This is a genomic window from Sanguibacteroides justesenii (assembly GCF_003204205.1).
Classification (GTDB): Bacteria; Bacteroidota; Bacteroidia; order Bacteroidales; family Marinifilaceae; genus Gabonibacter; species Gabonibacter massiliensis.
In genome coordinates this window covers 434,504-455,830 of record NZ_QJPL01000001.1, presented here as the reverse complement: position 1 = coordinate 455,830, position 21,327 = coordinate 434,504, and the positions used below count along the sequence as shown (strand labels likewise).

General features: G+C 41.1%; 20 protein-coding genes. 9 read left to right on the top strand and 11 right to left on the bottom strand.

Translation table 11 applies throughout. The annotated features are described in order from the left end of the window. Positions 1 to 903, top strand: a complete 903-nt coding sequence (locus tag DMB45_RS14795) for a glycine betaine ABC transporter substrate-binding protein (RefSeq protein ID WP_041503718.1) — start codon at positions 1 to 3, stop codon at positions 901 to 903. Then, the gene (locus DMB45_RS02070; protein WP_110688388.1) at positions 893 to 1,624 is read left to right on the top strand and encodes an ATP-binding cassette domain-containing protein; all 732 of its coding nucleotides are present in this window, start codon (positions 893 to 895) and stop codon (positions 1,622 to 1,624) included. Before DMB45_RS14795 ends, DMB45_RS02070 begins: the two co-directional genes overlap by 11 nt. On the opposite strand, the gene DMB45_RS02065 is transcribed toward DMB45_RS02070, so the two are convergent. Continuing rightward, entirely contained in the window at positions 1,610 to 2,674 is a 1,065-nt protein-coding gene (locus DMB45_RS02065; RefSeq protein WP_041503720.1) for a hypothetical protein, read from the bottom strand. The two genes, DMB45_RS02070 and DMB45_RS02065, sit on opposite strands and share 15 nt — an antisense overlap. Before the next feature lies 1 nt (position 2,675). Then, positions 2,676 to 3,962 carry a DNA cytosine methyltransferase gene (locus DMB45_RS02060; RefSeq protein ID WP_041503721.1) on the bottom strand — a complete coding sequence of 429 codons (1,287 nt, stop codon included), beginning with the start codon at positions 3,960 to 3,962 and terminating at the stop codon, positions 2,676 to 2,678. Positions 3,963 to 4,460: 498 nt separating this feature from the next. Between DMB45_RS02060 and DMB45_RS02055 the strand changes: the two genes are divergently transcribed. Then, complete coding sequence (locus tag DMB45_RS02055) at positions 4,461 to 4,805, top strand: hypothetical protein (protein ID WP_041503722.1); 345 nt, start codon at positions 4,461 to 4,463, stop codon at positions 4,803 to 4,805. Between the two features lie 455 nt (positions 4,806 to 5,260). On the opposite strand, the gene DMB45_RS02050 is transcribed toward DMB45_RS02055, so the two are convergent. Continuing rightward, entirely contained in the window at positions 5,261 to 6,037 is a 777-nt protein-coding gene (locus DMB45_RS02050; RefSeq protein WP_041503723.1) for a glucose 1-dehydrogenase, read from the bottom strand. Positions 6,038 to 6,328: 291 nt separating this feature from the next. On the opposite strand from DMB45_RS02050, the gene DMB45_RS02045 reads away from it, so the two are divergent. Together DMB45_RS02045 and DMB45_RS02040 are read left to right on the top strand one after the other, a co-directional pair. After that, a complete protein-coding gene (locus tag DMB45_RS02045; RefSeq protein WP_041503724.1) occupies positions 6,329 to 7,588 on the top strand; it encodes a Y-family DNA polymerase in 1,260 nt (419 codons plus the stop codon). Positions 7,589 to 7,591: 3 nt separating this feature from the next. Continuing rightward, entirely contained in the window at positions 7,592 to 8,299 is a 708-nt protein-coding gene (locus tag DMB45_RS02040) for an SOS response-associated peptidase (RefSeq protein WP_041503725.1), read from the top strand. A 1-nt stretch (position 8,300) separates the two neighbouring features. On the opposite strand, the gene DMB45_RS02035 is transcribed toward DMB45_RS02040, so the two are convergent. Next, the gene (locus tag DMB45_RS02035; protein ID WP_041503726.1) at positions 8,301 to 8,744 is read right to left on the bottom strand and encodes a LexA family protein; all 444 of its coding nucleotides are present in this window, start codon (positions 8,742 to 8,744) and stop codon (positions 8,301 to 8,303) included. 602 nt (positions 8,745 to 9,346) lie between these two features. Between DMB45_RS02035 and DMB45_RS02030 the strand changes: the two genes are divergently transcribed. After that, the gene (locus DMB45_RS02030) at positions 9,347 to 9,709 is read left to right on the top strand and encodes a hypothetical protein (RefSeq protein WP_041503727.1); all 363 of its coding nucleotides are present in this window, start codon (positions 9,347 to 9,349) and stop codon (positions 9,707 to 9,709) included. Between the two features lie 185 nt (positions 9,710 to 9,894). Here DMB45_RS02030 and DMB45_RS02025 read toward each other — a convergent pair whose 3' ends face one another. Genes DMB45_RS02025 through DMB45_RS02010 form a run of 4 tightly spaced genes read right to left on the bottom strand, consistent with a single transcriptional unit; the run spans position 9,895 to position 15,801 of the window. Beyond that, positions 9,895 to 10,311: a hypothetical protein gene (locus tag DMB45_RS02025; protein WP_041503728.1), complete on the bottom strand. Its 417-nt coding sequence runs from the start codon at positions 10,309 to 10,311 to the stop codon at positions 9,895 to 9,897. Positions 10,312 to 10,323: 12 nt separating this feature from the next. Beyond that, positions 10,324 to 10,947 (bottom strand): fasciclin domain-containing protein, encoded by a 624-nt coding sequence (locus DMB45_RS02020; protein WP_041503729.1) that lies wholly within the window; start codon positions 10,945 to 10,947, stop codon positions 10,324 to 10,326. Positions 10,948 to 10,958: 11 nt separating this feature from the next. After that, entirely contained in the window at positions 10,959 to 12,479 is a 1,521-nt protein-coding gene (locus tag DMB45_RS02015; RefSeq protein ID WP_041503730.1) for a RagB/SusD family nutrient uptake outer membrane protein, read from the bottom strand. Between the two features lie 4 nt (positions 12,480 to 12,483). Further along, the gene (locus DMB45_RS02010) at positions 12,484 to 15,801 is read right to left on the bottom strand and encodes a SusC/RagA family TonB-linked outer membrane protein (RefSeq protein WP_041503731.1); all 3,318 of its coding nucleotides are present in this window, start codon (positions 15,799 to 15,801) and stop codon (positions 12,484 to 12,486) included. Between the two features lie 170 nt (positions 15,802 to 15,971). On the opposite strand from DMB45_RS02010, the gene DMB45_RS02005 reads away from it, so the two are divergent. The 3 genes from DMB45_RS02005 to DMB45_RS01995 all read left to right on the top strand — a co-directional run bounded on the left by DMB45_RS02005 (position 15,972) and on the right by DMB45_RS01995 (position 18,600). Beyond that, positions 15,972 to 16,202: a helix-turn-helix domain-containing protein gene (locus DMB45_RS02005; RefSeq protein WP_041503732.1), complete on the top strand. Its 231-nt coding sequence runs from the start codon at positions 15,972 to 15,974 to the stop codon at positions 16,200 to 16,202. Positions 16,203 to 16,594: 392 nt separating this feature from the next. Further along, on the top strand, positions 16,595 to 16,822 hold the full coding sequence (locus DMB45_RS02000; RefSeq protein WP_041503733.1) for a helix-turn-helix domain-containing protein: 228 nt from the start codon (positions 16,595 to 16,597) through the stop codon (positions 16,820 to 16,822). Positions 16,823 to 17,208: 386 nt separating this feature from the next. Continuing rightward, on the top strand, positions 17,209 to 18,600 hold the full coding sequence (locus tag DMB45_RS01995) for a P-loop NTPase fold protein (protein WP_041503734.1): 1,392 nt from the start codon (positions 17,209 to 17,211) through the stop codon (positions 18,598 to 18,600). A gap of 134 nt (positions 18,601 to 18,734) precedes the next feature. Here DMB45_RS01995 and DMB45_RS01990 read toward each other — a convergent pair whose 3' ends face one another. From DMB45_RS01990 to DMB45_RS01980, 3 genes are all read right to left on the bottom strand, one after another. Continuing rightward, positions 18,735 to 19,094, bottom strand: a complete 360-nt coding sequence (locus DMB45_RS01990; protein ID WP_262509257.1) for a DUF5655 domain-containing protein — start codon at positions 19,092 to 19,094, stop codon at positions 18,735 to 18,737. A gap of 188 nt (positions 19,095 to 19,282) precedes the next feature. Beyond that, positions 19,283 to 20,146: a DNA damage-inducible protein D gene (gene dinD, locus DMB45_RS01985; protein ID WP_041503735.1), complete on the bottom strand. Its 864-nt coding sequence runs from the start codon at positions 20,144 to 20,146 to the stop codon at positions 19,283 to 19,285. A 156-nt stretch (positions 20,147 to 20,302) separates the two neighbouring features. Next, a complete protein-coding gene (locus DMB45_RS01980; RefSeq protein WP_235375078.1) occupies positions 20,303 to 21,178 on the bottom strand; it encodes a DUF5655 domain-containing protein in 876 nt (291 codons plus the stop codon). Between the last annotated feature and the right edge of the window lie 149 nt (positions 21,179 to 21,327).

The following is a 21,327-nucleotide window of genomic DNA, read 5'->3' as shown; positions in this document are numbered from 1 at the left end:
ATGAAAAATTCATTTATAGCCATAGCTCTAAGTTTTATATTACTTTATAGCTGCAACACGCCTGACGATACGATCCGTATCGCTACCAAACCCATGACGGAACAATTCATTCTCGGTGAAATGTTGAGATTGCTCATAGAGGAAAATTCCGATTTACAAGTGAAAATCACGAAAGGCATCGGAGGCGGAACCAGCAATATCCATCCCGCTATCGTAAAAGGAGATTTCGACCTTTATCCGGAATACACGGGTACCGGATGGCTCGTTATCCTGAAAAAAGACTCGTTGCTTCCCGCGGACGAATTGTATTCGGCCCTGCAAAAAGAGTATCTCGATAAATACCGCCTGTACTGGATCGGTCGATACGGCTTTAATAATGCTTACAGCTTAGCCGTAAGTAACGACAAAGCTCGAAAATACCATCTGAAAACTTATTCCGATCTGACCAGGTATCCCGATCAATTCATATTCGGTGCGGAATACGATTTCTTTGAAATTCACGACGGATACGATGCTCTATGCAAGTTCTACGATCTGAAATTTAAAAAGACGATGGATATGGACATCGGTTTAAAATACGAGGCGATCAAATCGAATAAAATCGATGTGATGAACATATTCACAACCGACGGCCAGCTAAGCGGAGCCGAACTGACGGTATTGGAAGACGATAAACGATTCTTCCCCACATACTACTGCGCCACGGTCGTCCGGGAGGAAACATTAAAAAAACACCCGGAGTTAAAGAAAATACTCATGTTGATGGACGGTATACTGACCGATCAAGAGATGGCTGACCTGAACTATCAGGTTGAGATCGCCGGCAACTCGGAGCGGGACGTTGCCGCTAATTTTCTACAAAGTAAAGGATTAATCAAAAAAAACAAAAATCATGGAAAATGAAACGGTTATCCGGTTTGAACATGTTTCTAAAAACTACGGGGAACATCAGGTGTTGGAAGATTTCAACTTAGAAATTAAAAAAGGTGAGTTTCTGACCGTTATCGGTACTTCCGGCTCCGGAAAAACGACCGTGTTGAAACTCATCAACGGCTTGCTGGCCCCCACTTACGGGTCTGTCTATGTAAACGGGAAAGATATCACAAAAGAGAATCAAACCCTGCTACGTAGAAATATCGGCTACGTGATTCAAGGTATCGGCCTCTTCCCTCACATGACCATTCGCAAAAATATCGCCTATGTACCTAACCTTTTGAATCATAAAGATAAAGAAAAAAACAAAAAAGCCGTGGAGCGACTGATCCGGGTGGTGGGCTTGGAAGAGGAGATGCTCGATCGTTATCCCGCCGAACTCTCAGGAGGACAACGTCAACGGGTTGGTATTGCACGGGCACTGGCCGCCGATCCGAATATCCTGCTCATGGATGAATCCTTCGGGGCCGTGGATGAAATCACCCGTAAAATGTTACAGAACAAGATCATCCGCATCCACAACGAGTTGGGAGTAACCATCGTCTTCGTAACCCACGATATCAAAGAAGCCCTGAAATTAGGAACACGCGTACTGGTTATGAACAAAGGTAAAATCGAACAAGACGGAACCCCGGAAGAGATAGAAAAAACACCCGCGACTCTTTTCGTAAAGGAATTAATCGGAGGATAAAACTTCACGCAATGACTCCTGCATAGGGAAACCGTTTTCCAATTGTTTCCCTACATACCCCGTTACCCGGTCTATCCAGCAGGCAATCCTGCCTTTTCCCTTCACATCGTTTCCCCAAAAATCAATCCATTCCGTTTCGTCTGCCGAAAGGATAAACTGCTTTATCAACGGCAAATGCTCGTACAAACGACAAACGGACTTCGGCACTCTCTCGTAACGAACCGACCGGTAGATGATGCTCCCCTGCCCTCCTGCCGAGAATACATCCCGTACGTTAGGACACACGACACCTTCACGGGTAGACAACCATACGGCAAAACGATTAAACTTATCCTTATGACTGCTTAATAATTCGGGAAAAAAACAAAATCCTTTTATCATATAAACATTCCGTTCCTCCGGGGTCAGGTTATTCCATAACCGGATCACCATTCCCGTCCCCGACGAGGCCGATTCCGAATCCAACCACCATAACTCTTCCCCCGGCTTTAACTTGGAGCGATAATAGCTCAAAATAGTACGGATAGGTGTTGTTTGACGACGCAATTCATCGTAAGAAATACCCATCTTATCGAATATCGTCTCTCCCGAAAGCAAATTCATATCGATCGCATACCGGGGCGAATGGGTGACAACGACTTCCGGCAAACACTCTTCATACAACCGGCATTTAAATTCTACCGGTTCGCACATCTTACCGAACAGCATGTAAATCCGTTCCACCCCGTTCACCCGGGTTCCTTCGGCGACACTGCTTCCCGTCGATTTCCAGTGATTCGCCTGAGTCGTCTTGACCTCTATGCCGAAGTATCCTTGAATCACGATATCGGGAAAGCGCTGTCCCGAAACCAACTCTATATCATCTTCAAACGGTGTACCCACGGCGCATTTCCGAAGGACATCCGCCACCTTCCCCTCCAAACGGTTACCCAAAAGTTTCTTGTAGTGCTCAGGCTGCTCTCTTGCTTCGGTCCGTAACACCTGAAGCATTTGCTCGATCAAAAGCTCAAAAGCTTTTATATCCGGCTCCTGACACCATAAAGATTTCATACTATTTGAAATAAAGATCCCACAATGATTCTATGCGCCTGGCAATATGATAAGCAAGCAAAGGAGGTACCGCATTCCCGATAATCTTATAAGCCGCAGAGGGACTCAATACGAACTGACGGGATTTCCCTTCTTTCGGTATCACGAATTCGTAATCGGGCGGAAAGGTCTGTATCAAAGCACACTCCCTCGGTGTCAAGCGCCGCTCCTTCAATCCCCGTTTCAACTCTTTATCCATTTGTCCTCCATGCTCTTTCGATAGGCGGCGATACTCTATATTGCCGTGATGTTCGGCCCGGATCGTCGGACCAATGCCCCGAATATCCACCTCGGTCTGTCCCTGGCAATGCGTCCCCATAAATTTGGCCCGGGAATAATACATCTGAGAAGGATCCCGGCTCTCCTCCGGTTCTTTCAGACCGGCAAATACCTTGGCTAAAGTTTGTGGTGTAGCCAGCTCTCTATTCGTCTCGTCATGGAAAGCATGACTCGCCCCCGGATAAGGATTATAATTATCCGGAACTGTTTTCCGTGTTAATGCCCGGAAAGCCTCTTCTCGCAAGGCCGATTTTCGAATACCGATAAAAATCACACGCTCTCGGGATTGCGGTACGCCGTAATCGGCGGCATGCAATACCTGAGGCTCCAGTACGATATACCCGTGCTCGTCAGCCATGGAAAAATCATGCTGGATGATCTCTTTAACATTCGAAAGATTGACTAACCCTTTTACATTCTCGGCAATAAATATCTTAGGCTTGGTAATCTCAATGACCTCTTTCATCCACATGTATAACTTTCCCCGGGTCTCCTCCGTGGCCATCTCCCCCTCGATGATACGTCCGTTATGGTCTTTACGGGAGTCGAATCCTTTTCTCTTCCCGGCCACGCTAAAATCCTGACAAGGAAACCCACCCGTCACCACATCCACATCTTCCGGAAAAACCTGCTCACCGGACCGGTGACGTTTCACTAAATCCACGATACTCTCGTTCCTGTAAATCTCCTGCGAATAGCCGTACTTTTTAAAATAATATACCCAGGCAGTCCTCGCCTCTTTCAAAATATCATTGGCAAAAACCAATTCGAAACGAGTCGGTTTCAGTTTCACGAAGTCTCCCCTCCCTTTACTCTCTACAAAATCCGGGTTCCTCGCTTCACACAAACTATCCTTGTGAACCGAAAATCCGCCCTCCCATCCCAGGTCCATACCTCCGCAACCGGAAAACAACGAAAGGACGCGAATATTTTTACCTTTATTCCCTGCCTCCACAGAAGAAACTCCCATATCTGATTCCCCTAATATATTACACTTTTATTTTATTTAATACAACAACACGAATAAGAAAGATACTCCCGCAGTGGAACGATCGAGTATCTTATTTCAAATCTTATTAATGCAGTAAAAATATTCTATACTCTGAAAATAGAAATAATATCACTTATTTCAATTCCATCGATACAATACAACCACGACAAAAATAGTAAAATAATTTTCAATTCCATTCCATATAATACAACGAACAATTTTCTAAAAGAATGTTCCCCCGAGATACCTATCCTTAAATCACAGAATCACTCCATTTCTTAATCCTTCAATTATATGATCGCGGAACCACATCGTCTTACAACCTCCTAATTTATAACCGTCGATCTCTTTAATCTCTTAATCACCTAATCCAAACAGTTTCTTGTTTAATTAAAAGAAATGTCGTAACTTACAGGAAATATTCTCAAAAGGGGCTGTGACCATATCTTTTTTTCGTTAAACCTAAAAAAACTACCAATGAAAAAAACTATTATTATCGGCATCATCTTATCCATGGCGATAGGTTTTGCATTCACGAACCTGAATATCCTACAATCGACTGGAGAAGTTAACGGAACCGTACACGATGTATTTACTCACCAGACATTAGAACATATTTGGGTTGAAGAGATCGTAAACAAGGTTGCAATACAGTCTGTAAAAACCGATTCAGAAGGCAGATTCTCCATTTCTGTTCGTCACAACCCGGCTAACCTAAGATTTTCTGATCCGGATCAAAATCGTTACAAGACACAAAGCGATAATTTCGATTGGAAAAATACTGCTTGTAGTAACGAAACCATTTACTTAGAACCCAAATAACCTGTAAAACAGACGCTAAAACAATAAATACGTAAACTGAATCGGAATATTTTCTATTGATCTCCCATTCGGAATAACCTTCGAAATAGCCGAATCACAAAACAAACCGGTGTCTAACGACAATATTTTTAACGACTTTCGATAACCCGATAAGAGGAGATAGGAGTTCTTTGTACACCTATCTCCCCTATATGAGTTCAATTAACAGCGGAGATAAAGGACTGGAAAGAGTTTAAAATATGCATTTCAATTCCGCCTGACTTCAATTAACAACCGTTACCACCCTCCCCCTCCAAAAAAAACAAATAATCAGATAGTTATACTTTACCAAAGTGTTATTTTTAGGATGTGCTTTCTAAAGATACAAAAATTTTCTCCCAATCACTCAATCTTCCAATCACTGAATCCTTTAATCTCTTAATCACCGAATCGCTAAATTTTACAATCGCCGGTTTTTAATCCAAGGTTTGTATTCCTCCCCCGTTTACAAACAATACTTGTCCGCTTACCCACTCGGAAACAGGAGCGGCAAAATAAAGAACAGCACCAGCGATATCCGATACCTTGCCCAATCTCTTTATAGGCGTATGTTGCAACATACGTTGCTCTATTTCCGGGGTCAGAATCGACTGAAGCGCATTCGTAACAGTAGCACCCGGTCCGACGTTATTGATACGTACTCCCATGGAACCGAAATCATAAGCAAGATTGGCAACCAAATGATTCAAGGCCGCTTTAGAAGAAGCATACACACTCATGTCGGGACTCTTGTTTACGCTACTCATCGAAGTAATATTGATAATACTCCCGTAACCTGATTTTGCCATATGGGGTACTGTTAGCTGACACAACCGCCAAGCACTGAATACGTTGAAATTAAAAATCTTCTCGAAATACTCCCGATCTATCTTAAACGGATTCTCTCGTCCGCCTCCCCCGCCTCCGGCATTGTTTACCAAAATATTTACGGTTCCAAACTCTTTCACGGCCCTATCCACGAGGTTTACAAGGTCCTCGTCCTTCAGCACGTTACACTCCGCGGCAATTGCTCTTCCTCCCTTGCTTTTTATTTCATCCGCAACTAATTGCGCCTTGTCGATATTCAAATCACTGATTACGACGCACGCACCCGCCTCTGCAAGTATTTCACAACATCCCTTGCCAATACCGTCACCGCCGCCCGTCACGACAGCGACTTTTTCTTTAAGATCAAACAATTTATTAATTTCCATAGTGATACATTATTTATTAAATCATTAAACTTCTTTTGTCGAAGGCGATACCTCACCGGACGACTATATTTCTTAAACTAAGAATAAAAAAAATAGTTCTTCATTTTGTCATAAAATAACACAATTACAAACTTTATAATTCTCTCCTTGTAAAGCCGCTTATACTCCTCTTATTCTACTGTAATCTCTAACCATATAACAGAATATTACAAACTTTATAACAGTTAATCGAGCATAATCCGACTCTCGGAAAACAAACATTATTTATTTTTGGCAGCAAGAAGGTGTGTTATGTTTGGTTTACTTGATTGCAACAACTTTTACGCGAGTTGTGAACGTGTTTTTCGTCCGGATTTGAACGGAAAACCGGTTATTGTTTTATCGAATAACGACGGGTGTGTTATCGCCAGAAGTAATGAAGCGAAGGCTGTAGGAATAAGAATGGGTGTCCCTGCCTTCGAAATCAAAGAGATTGTCTCACGTCATCAGGTACACGTGTTCTCGACAAATTTCCCGCTCTACGGGGATATGTCAAACCGGGTAATGAACACGCTGTCGAATTTTGTGAAGGAGATCGAAGTTTACAGCATTGACGAAAGTTTTTTAGATCTTAGCGGATACGAACGGTACAACCTTTGGGAATATGGAAAATCCATCGTTAAAACAGTACGCCAAAACACCGGAATTCCCGTTTCCATCGGCATTGCCAACACAAAAACACTATCCAAAATTGCCAATAAATTCGCAAAAAAATACAAGGCTTACAATGGAGTCTGTATCATTGACACGGAATACAAACGGTTACGGGCTTTACAATTGACAAAAATCGAAGATATCTGGGGCATCGGTCGAAAACAAACTGAAAAATTAAAATCAAAAGGAATTGATACCGCTTTTGATTTCACGAACCTATCTCGCGAATGGGTAAGAAAACACATGACCGTTACAGGGGAAAGAACGTGGAGAGAATTAAACGGGGAGGCTTGCATCGAGCTCCATACGATTCCTCCCGCTAAAAAACAGATTTGTACAAGCAGGAGCTTTGGAGATATGCTTACCGATTACACGAGTCTGTCGGAAGCCATCTCCACTTTTGCCGCCAGCTGCTCGGAGAAATTAAGAGGGCAGAAATCATATGCGATTTCCCTCATGGTATTCATTCACACGAACAACTTCCGACCTGATATGCCACAATATTATCGAAATTGTATTGTCACCTTACCGACACCGACGAACAGTACAATAGAAATCGTGCGACACGCCCGAGAAGCATTGAGGAAAATCTACATAAAGGGATACGCTTACAAAAAAGGCGGGGTAATCATCACGGAAATCACCGGGAAAAACGCACAACTCAACCTGTTTCATCAGATAGACAGGGAAAAACACGACCGGATGATGAACACCCTGGATAAACTTAATGACCGCTATTACCGTAATAAAGTATATCTCGCAGCACAAGGAACCGGGGGAACATGGAAGCTGAAGCAGGAACATTTCTCCCGACACTACACGACAAGGCTGGATGAGATCATAACGATTAAAGTATAGATTATGTGTTTTCATAATTCAATGTCAAAGAAGGCCCAACGTTTGGCAGCCCGGTACGGGAAACAATTGAATATTATTGAAATCGCGGAAAAAATTATCCAGGAACAATATCATGTCTCCGCATTCAATAATCCCGACTTCCCTATCATCACCACCGATCCGGAGATACAAGTCTACAAATGGGGATTGATCCCGTTTTGGATAAAGAACGAGGAAGCAGCTAACAAAATCAGGACCAGAACATACAACGCAAGGGCTGAAAGTATATTTGAAAAACCATCGTTCCGGGGTTCGATCAACACGAAAAGGTGCATCGTACCCTCCACGGGCTTTTTTGACTGGCGGCACGAGGGAAAGAAGAAAATCCCGTATTTCATACAGGTTAATGATGAAGATATCTTTTCTATGGCCGGGATCTACTCCGACTGGACTGATCCTCAGACTGGAGAAATTATAAAAACCTTCTCGATCATCACCACCGAAGCGAACGATTTAATGAAATACATCCACAACACCAATTCCCGGATGCCTGTTATACTCCTGCAAGAGGAAGAAAAAAACTGGTTAGATCCCCGGTTAACCAAACAAGAGATCGAAAGTTTTTTACATCCCTTCCCGGACACGCTTATGAAAGCGTACGAAATAAATAACGACTTCATCCTGAAAAATCCTCATGATCCGTCCATCATTGAACCGAAAAAAAGTGCATGATTCATTTGCGTCTCTTTTTGATCGTATAGGTAACCACTCCCCAAATCATAAAATCATTTTCTTCGGTTATTTTTATAGGTTGATAATCGGTGTTTGCAGGTAATAACCATATCGTCTTCTTTTCAAACTTTATAATCTTCAGCGTAAACTCTCCATCCACGAAACATACGGCCATATCCCCTTCCCGGGGTTTTATGGATTTGTCGATAATCAAAATATCCCCTTCCTCGATTCCCGCGTCTTTTAAAGAATCACCCACCACTCTACCGTAAAAGGTTGCCGACGGATGTTTTATCAACTCGGTATTCAAATCAATTGATAAATCCATAAAATCCTGCGCGGGATTCGGAAATCCGGCCCGGATTCCACAATCAGCATAAAGCAGTTCAATGTGCATCGACGAATCACACGAATAAATTTCCAAACACACTTTCTTCTTTTCCATCCTGAATACAAATATAATACAACAACACCATATTCCATTGACAGATAATTATTTAATAGAATTATTAAACTTGTTTAAGAAGATCAACATACGAACACGCCTATTCTTTAACAGGTCAAAAAATAACACGACTTATGAGAAAAATTGTCGAAATACATAAAACTATTCCCCCGATCCACAATTTTTAAATCACCCAATCACTTAATCCTTTAATCACTCAATCCTTTAATCACTCAATCCTTTAATCACTCAATCCTTTAATCACTTAATCCTTTAATCACTCAATCCTTTAATCACTCAATCCTTTAATCACTTAATCCTTTAATCACTCAATCCTTTAATCACTCAATCCTTTAATCACTTAATCCTTTAATCACTCAATCCTTTAATCACTCAATCCTTTAATCACTCAATCCTTTAATCACTCAATCCTTTAATCACTCAATCCTTTAATCACTTAATCCTTTAATTTCCTAATCGTCAATCTAAAATCTACAATCGTCAATTGTTTAATTAAAAGAAATGTCGTAACTTACAGGAAATATTCTCAAAAGGGGCTGTGTATCATATCTTTTTTTCGTTAAACCTAAAAACAACTACCAATGAAAAAAACTATTTTTATCGGCCTCATCCTATCCATGGCGATAGGTTTTGTCTTCACGAATTTTACCGCTCCGCAAACTACAGGAACGATTAGTGGAACAGTGTACGATGCCCTTACCCATAAAGTTTTGGAAGGAATTTTGATTGAAGAGGTTACAAGTACAGGAGTATTAAACTCGGAAAGAACCAATGTTAGCGGAAAATTTTCTATTTCCGTCAGCAACAGCCCTTCCGACTTAAGGTTTTCAGATCCGGATTACAACCAATACGGAACCAAGACCGTCAGTTTTGATTGGGAAAACACAGATTGCAGCGATGTCTCAGTCTATTTGACGCCAACATCATCCCCTGGTCTCAAATAGGCCAACGAACAGACGTCACAACCTGAAAAGAGGGGATTCCACTCCCCTCTCTTTTTATTCAGACTCTTTTGTTTTTGTTAATCGCAAATCCCTTGATTCCTCAATCCCCCAATCACTGAATCACAGAATCACTGAATCACAGAATCACTTAATCTCCTAATCTTCTAATCTACAATCGTCATTTCTTATTTAACGATCACCGTAAAAACAGAGTCCAGATCATGCATATACCCTTCGTTTTCTATCCTTAAGTCAATCACGTACCTGCCGACAGGAACCGTATGATCGTATGGCAATTCGATAATTCCTTTCCCGTACATCCGGAACTGTGACAAAGATTCTGCATGTTCGTTACCGATGCCCCGGATCGAGTAACGTACCGGGGATGTTCCCTGTACTCCTTCCATGGCCGTCGATTGCCAGGGAATACGGAATTGAATCCGGCGGGCATCCGTTACCGGGTCCAACACGGCTTTTACGATTAACGTATCGGGAGTATATTTTGCATTCCGGGTCATCAGATACCCCACTGTTATATCCTGACAACCGACTCCCGCGAACAGAACCGATAGGATAACCGATACTTTATATATTACTTTCATCTGTATTCGTGTTTAAAGTTCAACCATTTGATAACTATAACTTAAGGAGTGTACCATCCCCGTATTCGTCACGATATCGGCAGAAGCCACTCCCGCGATAAAGCCGTTGACCAAAGCATGAATACCCAAACCCTCGGGACCGATATCGGGGATACCGTTGTAATCTCCTTTGGTCCGAAAGACGCGTAACTCTATCCCGGTAAGCGTTTGCAGGATCGTCCCTCCCGTGAGGGTTCCCCTTACCTCGTAATCGAAATCCTCCTTTATCCTTCTACCGGGAATAATATGGGATTTTACGAGACGTTCGCAGGTCTCTGCCGAGATGTCGGCAATCCGGTGATACAACCGATTTCCGGCACGATCCGTTGTCGTCAACAAAAATTGAATGATCGAAAGGTTCGTCGGCCCGAAAAAAGTGATCTCCGGGTATTCGGCAGATTTTCCCTCGAACAGGGGTACAAGTCCGGCCCGTTGGATCAACAGAACCGTGGAGTCCCAATTTTCGTGATCCGACCGCAAGTACTCCCACATCGTGCAATCATGTACCCCATTCGCTAATCCCGTGTCGTGAAAATAGTTATCGTCACATTCCCATAAAAAGGAAGCAATCAAAACGATCATATATATCTTTCTCATAATCTGTGATTTTAATTTTGGAACCCTTGTTTTTTCCAATAGATATTTTGTCGCATAAGCGTATTATTAAAGAAGGCACTCTTACCCACCGGGAGAAACAGGGCTCCGTCTGCTACATCCTGATCGGTAAGCGTTTTAAATCCGCCTCTTAATTTTTCCCGGAAAGTCCCGTTACGCAGGATATCGAAAAAGCGAATCGTGATTCCTTCACAAAACAGCTCCCGGTCCCGCTCGACAGCGATGGCCTCTTTCAGATCGTTTTCTCCGGCCGGATATTCTGCGGCCCCCGCCCGGCGACGGACACGGTTGAGATCGGCAATAGCGCCCCCGGTATCTCCTGTTTTAGCCCGTAGTTCGGCCCGCAGCAAAAGGATATCGGCCAACCGGATTATAATCTGGTTATCCTCGTATCCTTTCAACCTCCCATCCAGTGGTCCTCCCACGTAAATGACAACGTGCCGTATCTTTCGTATATAGGCTCTTCCCCTCGTGATGGCAGTCGATACCCCGGCCATACTGTCCAATTTATAAAAATACTCTTCCCGCCGCTGATCCGTTTTATCGGGATAGAGACGGTAAACCGCAGCACTGCTGATGGCAAGCTGACTTCTTGAATAAGTGGCCGGAGTGGTTAAAGGAAGAACGGGCCATCTTTGGCAAAGATCGGAATATCCCCCTTTGAGAGATAAATCACCATCGGAATCTTTCCCGAAATCCAATTCAAAAATGCCCTCCCGGCTGTTTCCCAACATCACCGCTTCACATACTTCCCGAATCGAACCGACCAAATCGTACGAGGGATCGGAAACAACGGAATCACACTCCGCCAAGGCCGATCGGTTTAACTCCGGTTCCCGGTTTAATCCGGCTTTCCACGCGTACACCTGTGCCAATATGGCATGAGCAGCTCCTTTGGAAGGAATTTGTTTGCTCTCGATAAATTTTCCCTGACTGTCCTGTAAAGCATCGGCCCGGGGTAAAAGGTCGATAGCCTGTTTTAAATCCCGGATAATATACGCTGCAATCTCCTGCCAGGGGATACGTCCCTTCTCTCCCACGTCTTCATTGTGATCGATCCAGGGAGCATCCCCCCAATTGCAAATAATATAAAAATAAAGCCATGCCCGGACCACCAACGTCTGTCCCAAATAAAAACGATATCTTTCTTCAGGTAACGAAGCCCGGGAAATATTATCGAGAATCGAATTGGCAAGGCAGATTACATTATAATAGTCTCTCCAAAAAAGACGCGAATCCGAAATCTGATAAAACGAGCGCAAATCGTTATTCACTAAACGCAACCAGGGAGCGGGCAACATATCGAATATCACTCCCCTATCCCGATCTTGCGGGTTACCGTTCCCCATCGCATAACGAAATTGCAGATGCATTCCGTAAACGGCACTCTCCACATCCTGTTCGGTTTTCCAGTAATTGTTATTCGTAACGGAAACTTCCGGCTCCTCGTTCAAAAAGTCGTTGCATCCCCAACACAGCAACAACAAGGGTATAAAATAGATAATTCTGATCATCGTTTTACAAATTAACGGTTAAACCTAAAGTCACTCGCCGGGCCAAAGGATAATTGCTTAAATTATCGATGCCGGACACCATATCGACGGATTCCGGGTCGGGGCCCGTGTAGTTTGTCCAGGTAAAGAGGTTCTCTCCCGACACGAAAACACGCACACCGAACCCGATCTTTTTCTTTATCGTTTCCGGCAGGGTATACCCGACAGTCATGGTCTTTAATTTGATAAAGTTTACCTTCTGCACGTTGCTCGCTATATGGGTGGAGAAATCTTTCAAACCCATCTCCACGCTATTTCTCGGAAAATCGCTCTTGTCTCCCGGTTTTTCCCAGAAAGTGACCTTGGTCAGATCGGCAAAAACGGGTTTCACGATATCCTTTACACTTATTCCGAGAACCGTTCCCACGCTTGCTCCCCTCCCGGCATTCAGGATATGACGTCCCAACACGTAGTTAAACAATACATTCAGGTCAAACCTCTTCCAATTCAGCGAGGAGGTGATCCCACCGTGGGCGATGGGGAGCGGTGAGCCGACATACACCCTATCGTCGGCATACGGCAAGTCAGCCTCTATCTTACCGTTCCCGTCCGTATCCATAAAAACCCGGTTTCCCGGGCGATAGAATTGGGAGGTGGATACATTGAGAGGCGTGTACCTTCCGCTCTGGTAGGTGTAGGGAACCTCCTTCTGATCCGAGTAGTAACCGTTCGTCTGAAAAGCGTAAATCCCGTTCAGGGGTTTCCCGATAATATTCAAATTATTGTACCTATTCTCCGTCCAAAAGTCTCTCCCGTTCGTACTTTTTTCCAAGCGATTCCAGTTACGGGCGATATTAAAGGTCATGTTCCATTGCCATTTGCTCTTCCGGATAATATCCCATTTCACCTGTAATTCCACCCCTTCGTTCGAAATAGCATAAGCATTCTGCCATTGCAGGAGAAAGCCTGAATAGTCTCCCGGTAACCCGACCTTATACAACAACTTATCCGTGTAGCGGTAATAGTAATCGAAGGTAATGCCCAACCTGTAATTAAAGAAATCGAGGTCTATCCCCGCATCCCATTGCCGGGTCTCCTCCCAGGTCAGTTCCCGGTTGATCAACCCTTCCGCCAAATAGGGCTGAACCGTCGGCTTTCCTAAAAAAGGATCTCCCGGGAGCAATAAACCATACGCTATATAAGGCTGGTCGAATTGCCGGCCCGACTTCCCCAGGCTCACCCTGATCTTCCCGAAATCCAGCACGTTCCGGCTCCAATCCATAAACGGCTCTTCCGAAAAGGCATATCCCACGGCATAAGAGGGAAAAGTCCCCCATCGCACTTTTTCCCCGAACTTGGAAGAGGCATCCCGGCGTAAGGTAAAGGAAGCCAGATATTTTTGTTTAAAATTGTAATTGATTCGTCCGAAAAGGCCGACCATCGTACTTTTCTCCCGACTACTCATAAAATCCTTCAACGCTCGTTTATCCGGTACATCGAACACGTTTCCCCTCCACGACACGTAATGGATCAGATCGCTCGGGGCCCGCTTCCCCCACCCCTTGTTAAAATTCATCTCGTCCGCCTGCAAAGAGAGTCCGACCAATAGATCGATGGCATGATCCTCCCCGAAACGACGCTTGTACGTCAGCAGGTTTTCATTTAGCAACATCAGGTTGCGCCCGATCTGTCCCAACGAGAAAGATTCGTGATACTCGTCGAGTTCGGAAGGCGTAAAGAGGTTATGGTTTTGTTGCGAATAATCGAGGGAAAGCGACGCCCTCCATTGCAATCCCTTGATAAGCTCGTAACTCAGATCGAAGCTCGCCCGCAAGCGATAGGACTCGTTTTTCTCGATAATCGAGTTAAAGCGTTTTACCGTCTCCTCGAAAGCGGGATGCCCCGGGCCGGGATAGAGGGTCGGAAACTCCATCAGCTCATCGGGAATTTGTTCCAGTTCCATTCCCGAGAAGAAACCGCTGACGCTACTTAGACGGGAAGAACGTTTCCGGCCCGTGCGTGCTATATAAAAACGCAGGTTGGCCTCCATATTTTCAAAGGGTCGTATCGTAAAATTACTCAACAACTTGATCCGACTAAACCCGGTGTTACGCAACACGCCATCCTCGTTATAATAACCGAGTCCCACGTTGTAGCTGACCTGCCGGGTTCCCCCGTTCAGTTGCAGGTTGGCATCCGTCACCTTCGCCGCCCGAAAATAGTAATCGAACATATTGGTCGAGTTGTTGTAGAACTTGTTCAGACTATCCTGATAAGGAGCAACCGAGGTTCCTCCTCCCTTGTTCCAGAAATAATTGTAATGCAATCCCTTCCGGTAAGACTCCTCGTAGGACTCCACGTATCGATACGTATTGGTTTCCGGATCGTAGTAAGCCTGTTGTAAATTCCTCAACGCCTCCATCCGGTGGTGTCGTTCCTTGTTTCCCCCGGTCAGATCGGGCAAGGAAGGATTAAAGGCAAACGTACGGGATACATTGATATTCACCTTAGCCCGTTCGTTCAAGCGTCCTTTTTTCGTGGTGACCAGAATCACCCCGTTTGCCGCCCTCGACCCGTATATGGAAGCGGAAGCGGCATCTTTCAGCACCTGCACGCTCTCGATATCGTTCGGGTCGATCTCCGCCACGGTATTGGTTCCGGTAATGGGCGAAGTAAACGACAACATGGGAATCCCGTCGATCACCCAAAGCGGCTCCGACCCTCTCCGGGAGGCTTCGATCGAGAGACTGTTAAACCCTCGTATCGTCACCGATATACCGCCCCCACCGGGAGCCCCGGTAGCGTTGATCACGTTCATCCCGGGCACTCTCCCCTGTAAAAGATTGGCTAACGAAGGGGTAGGAATATCCTTTATCTCCTCGGCCCTTACGGTCGACATGGCCCCAATCACCTCCCTCCTGCTCTGCGTCCCGTAAGCAACAATCGTCACCTCGTCTAACGTTGAAACATCTTCTTTCATCTTCACGGACAAAAACTTATCGGCGTTAAAATCCATTTTTACCGTTTTAAATCCCACAAACGAGAAAATCAGCTTTCCCGTCTTTCGGGGTAGCAAAAAAGAAAAATGTCCCTTTTTATCGGTCGTACATCCCAAGAAAGTACTATCCAACCGGACGGTCACCCCCGGCAAAGGCTCATTCTTTTCATCCACGACCTTCCCTTTGATCGCGTAACTTTTTTGCCGGGTAGAATCTTGGGTATTCGCCTGCATCATCAGGGGAAATCCCACGAGCACCACCGTTTGCAACAAAATAATAATCACCCGAATCCTCCTGCCGGGCAATTTTCGCTTAAACACTTTTCGATCATAAGTTTTTTTCATAACTTTGATTGTTAGTTAATAATTATTGACTGATTCAGGAGGAAGTGTCCACGTTTGCAAGACAGAGAGACACTTCCTCCGTTTTTTATTTTATAAATACTTACAAAACAAGACTTATAGGTCTATAGATCGTCTACAAAATATCCTTTCATTTGTATTCAAATTAGATTATGATGATAACTGCTATTGATTTATATGTTATAGAAAAAGTAAAAGAAAAAAGAAAAGCTTGTAAATTAACACAAGAAGCTCTTTCTATAGCTCTTAATTATAGTGAAGGTTATATCAATAAATTTGAGACAGGTAAAAAGAAATATAATATTTTTCATCTTAATGAAATTGCAAAAGTTTTAAAATGTTCTCCAAAAGATTTCTTACCAGAAGAACCTATAAAACTATAGAAATAATAATTTCCATTTTACATTGTTTTCAAGGTAGCTTTAAATATAAAGCGCGGACCATCTACTATCACGTTCGAGGTATCGCTAATACCCAACAACAAATAGACAACAGTCCACGCTTATCTTGCATGAATCTAATGCCTAATCTTGCTGTTTTGATTTTTAGCGATTTTCGAACAAAGATTAGAACAAACTCACAATATCTTCAAAAAATGCGGACTTTTCCGCATTTTATTTTATACTTTCGCAAATATACAAATCAGTTTGTAAATTAGCAACTTTTTAATCCAAAATAATTTAATTTTGTATTATATCAATCTAAACGAAAAACTACATGATATTTCGATTATACCTATAAGATTCTAAATATACTTTTTACACAAGAATCCATTATGAAATCAAAAATTGAAATGTATGTAGCTCAAAATGTCCGAGAGCGACGGATGAAAAAAGATTGGAGTCAACAGTATATCGCTGACTGTCTTAATATATCACAATCTTTTATTAGTCAAATAGAATCTCCTATAAAAGACAAAGCCTATAATATTGATCATCTAAATGGACTTGCTAAAATATTTGAATGTTCTCCCCGGGACTTTTTACCAGAAAAGCCTTTATAAGCTGTCGTTTTTTTCATAGTCTTAGTTTATATATTTCCTAATATAACAATGGGATAATATCTTATTACATCTCAACATGATAAAAAACCAACACACACCTTTTACACTACACTTTTGCAAATATATAAACCATTTTTCAATAATCCAAATATTGATTAAAATAATCCATCTTAATTGTATCGAATTTCTAACATCAACAAAAACCTATTCAAAAAACAACAATAAAATAATTTCCAAAATAATAACTATATATTCTGGAACAGTATTTTTGTAACTCATTTAGAAAATTAATAAACTATATTTTATACGTTAATTCTAATCTTTTTGAATAAAATTTATATCTTAGTTTCAAATAACTTATTTTTAGAGATTAATAAAAAACTATTATGACCGAAAATGTAATTTCAATTGATGATGAAACATCTCGATTTTACAATTATTTAAGTTACAATGAACGAATAATGTTTTCTGCTCAATTTGGAGATGGAAAAACTTTTTTTCTAAATCATTTTTTTGATAACTATAAAGAAGAAATTTATTGTGTTAAGATATATCCCGTAAACTATCAAGTTGAAGATAATAAAGATATATTTGAATTAATAAAAAAAGATATTTTAATTCAATTATTTGCTAGTAATGAATTACAAGAAGAAGAAATCATAGATACCTCATTACATGCTCAATATTATTTATTCAATAAAGGAGAAGATATTATATTAGATCTTTTAAGTTGTATCCCATATACAAAAACCCCTGTAGAATTTGTACAAAAGTGTCTCAAGCATCTTTCAAAATATAGGCAAAATAAAAAAGAGAGCCAAAAAGGTATACAAGACTTATTAGAAGACTATTTTAAAGGTTTCTCTCAAAAACCAGGAAGTTGTGAATATGATACATTTTCAAGTATTATTACAAAGTGCGTAAATACTATTAAAAAGAAAGGTAAAAAAGTTGTTTGCCTGATTGAAGATTTAGATCGTATAGATCCCGCTCATATATTTCGGATATTAAATATACTAACAGCCCATATTGACAGAGTTAATGCTTTACCAAATGAAGGGGAATTTAACCAACAAAACAATAAGTTCAATTTTGATAATATTATACTTGCATGTCATTATGAAAATATAAAGTCTATCTTCGAACATTTCTATGGTAGCAAAACTCATTTTGATGGATATATTCGAAAATTTTTCTCTACTAATCCCTTCCACTATTCCTTAAATAATACTAAACATAAATATAAAATCACAACCCTATCTAAATTATTCAACTGTAATGGAAATGAATTACTTAATGTCAGTAGTATAATAAAAAAAATGAGAGATATTTCTATACGTGATTTTATATGTTACACATCTGAATTAGAAAAAGAAATAAAACCTGGTTTTATACCAGTCATTGATAAATATAAAATATCAACAATTAATACAGTAACCCTTTTACTTGTTTTTTTACGTAGATTAGAAATCCCCACACCTACTATTACAGATCTTAACAATTGGGGAAACAACAAAAAGGAAACTGCAAACTTGCTATTTAATATAGTGGGAGTATGTTGGTTCATTTATGCGCCAAATAAAATAGACAAATTAAATTTTCCAACTAAAAATTCTAAAAATTGGAATACGTCAATCGATATTCCTATTAATCCTAAAATTGATAAAAGAAGAAAAATAATAATCGCTATCCCATATGAGAATGTAAATTTAGATTATGATGTCGTTGTAGAAAGAACACGTGAAATATTTATTAAAATGTCAAAATATATATTATAATAAATATCCATTCATAGACAATAACATCTACTGATATTACAAAACTTATTACAACCAACTCATTGAGCCTTGCAAACCGTCTCTAAATATTCAAAAGATATTAAAAACAAATTGAAACACTTCCTTACAAAACATTATCTTTCAATAATTGCCTGTTTAATAAGGCTCATAACATACTCTAAATTCTTATCGTCCGATACTTTTAACTCGTAATCACCGTTGCCTAAGTGACCTAATTCGGAAATATCCCTTGTTATCTTTTTCGGATCATCAAGAGTTCCTTTCTTCACATTAATCGCTATCTTAAGACCTGCTTTCTGAATCTCAATATCACAGATGTTTCGTTTGTCTTTTTTAAAAGCGATATACCATTTCTGTGGCTTAACCTCAATATCATCGGTCAAGTTAATAATTGCCGATCTGTATTTTTCGTACAACGCAATAACCTCTTCCGATTTATTGGATAAAAGATTTTCTTCCGTGTATACCTTAATTTCATCGACGACACTTTTATACTCCTTATTCCTTTGCGTAATCGGTTTTAAAATACTCCGGGTTCATTCTGGAATTTTTCAAAATGATACCTCATTTCATTTGTATTATCATTAAAGTATACAAACACTAAGGTTTGAGTATATCAAATCAAGGTCTTTATATCTTATTTGCTCTAATGTCGTCATTGTTATTCTTTCTTTTTCGGTAATTTCTTCGTGCTCTTCTCCAACGCCTTTTCTTCTTTAGCCACACGGCGTTCTACCTTCTTTATATCTTCGGCTGGGGGCAGGTTTTCGGGCTGAATGCCTCGTTTACCTAGCATATCCCTTACGCTAAGGTTATTTTGAATGTGCTCACCTGTGATTGGAGCCTCACCCATCAAATCCTTTTGCTCTACGTTATAGTTGGTCATTTCTGTGGCAAGATTCTTTGCTACAATAGTCAGCGTTGGCAGGTGGTCGGCGAGTGCTCCGCTCTTTACTCCAAGTCGAAGTTTCATCTGTTCGGTAGTCTTTCCACCAAAGAGAGCTGCATCACCCTTCGAACGGATACGTCCAAAGCCTTTGTCGTCCACTCCACGTTCATAAATATTCTGACTGAGTTGTTTCTCGGATGCACGTAGTCTCTCCCTTGTCTCCAAGCGTGAAAGCAAGTTTAATCGTTCCTCTATTATCTCCGCACGACGTGTTTGTACTGCAAAGTAACCTTGAGCAAAAGCTATCTCCTCTTTCTTGGGGTCACCATTCTGAGCTATCAAATAGCAGGCATAGCGGGTGAGCATGAAATCTTGTACGGGACGTTGACCTCCTTTGCCTATCTCGATCATTTTCGTGACTTCACGAAAATGATCATCCACGCAGACTCCCTGTGTTGTACACGATTCAATAGCACGAATAATGGCTACCACAAAATTTTCCCAGCGAGCATACCCTAATAGGGCTTGCAACTCACGGGCATACCACACCTCTACCGATTCTCTATTATCATCAGTTATCTCCTTTGCAATGGAGTCAAAAGAGCTTTTATATTGACTAATACGTTGAATATCCATAGTCCCTAAATTTTAATCTTTGCCAAATTATTTTTAATCAGTGCATTAAACTCACGTCTGTCATATTACAAAGATATAAAAATTTACGCTATATTAACCCTCAAGGACGGTTCTCTATGCTCATTTCTAATTCCCAAGAACCGTCCTTGCAAAACATCACCGTTCAATAATTGCCTGTTTAATAAGGCTCATTACATACTCTAAATGCTTATTGTCCAATACTTTTAACTCGTAATCACCGTTGCCCAAGTGACCTAATCCGGAAATATCCCTTGTTATCTTTTTAGGATCATCAAGAGTTCCTTTCTTTACATTAATGGCTACCTTAAGACCTGCTTTCTGAATCTCAATATCACAGATGTTCCGTCTGTCTTTTTTAAAAGCAATGTACCATTTCTGAGGCTTAACCTCGATATCATCCGTCAAGTTAATAATTGCCGATCTGTATTTTTCGTATAACGCAATAACCTCTTCCGATTTATTGGATAAAAGATTTTCTTCCGTGTATACCTTAATTTCGTCGACGACACTTTTATACTCCTTATTCCTTTGCGTAATCGGTTTTATACTCTCCGCAGCTTTGCTCTTTTTAATGGGAGTAATCAATAGATGATCCCCGTATCGTTTGACATCGTACAACTCGATAGCTATATCTTTAAAATTAGTCGCCTCGATCTGATTATCTGTAAAATCGGAAGATACAAACACAACCCGGCTTTGCGACCAATCAACATCATTACGCGATAATGTTTTATTTGGATTCTGCTCATTGAATTCCAATATAAAATCCGCTTTATTCTGAAGCATTAAACTTAGATACGTAAAACCTTGATCTACCACGCTACTATTTCGATCCCTCTTGTACTCGATAATCACAAAAGCCTTTGATTCCTGATCAAACGCAAGCGTATCGACCCGTTTGTTCTTAATCACGAACTCGGATTTTACTAACATCAGCCCCATAATCTGAGGTAAATTAGCTTCAAATATATTCTGTAACTCTCGTTCTTTCTTAAACGGAGTCTCTTTCAAAGGCTCAAGATTTTTTGATATTTTGTAAAGTGATGGTTGCACTATTAATTCTTCTTTAGATCACATTCTAACCCTGAACAAGAATTTGTGTCACTTGCATTTTTTTGAGTTTTTACAAAGATATAAAAGAAGATATTATAAAAAAAGCT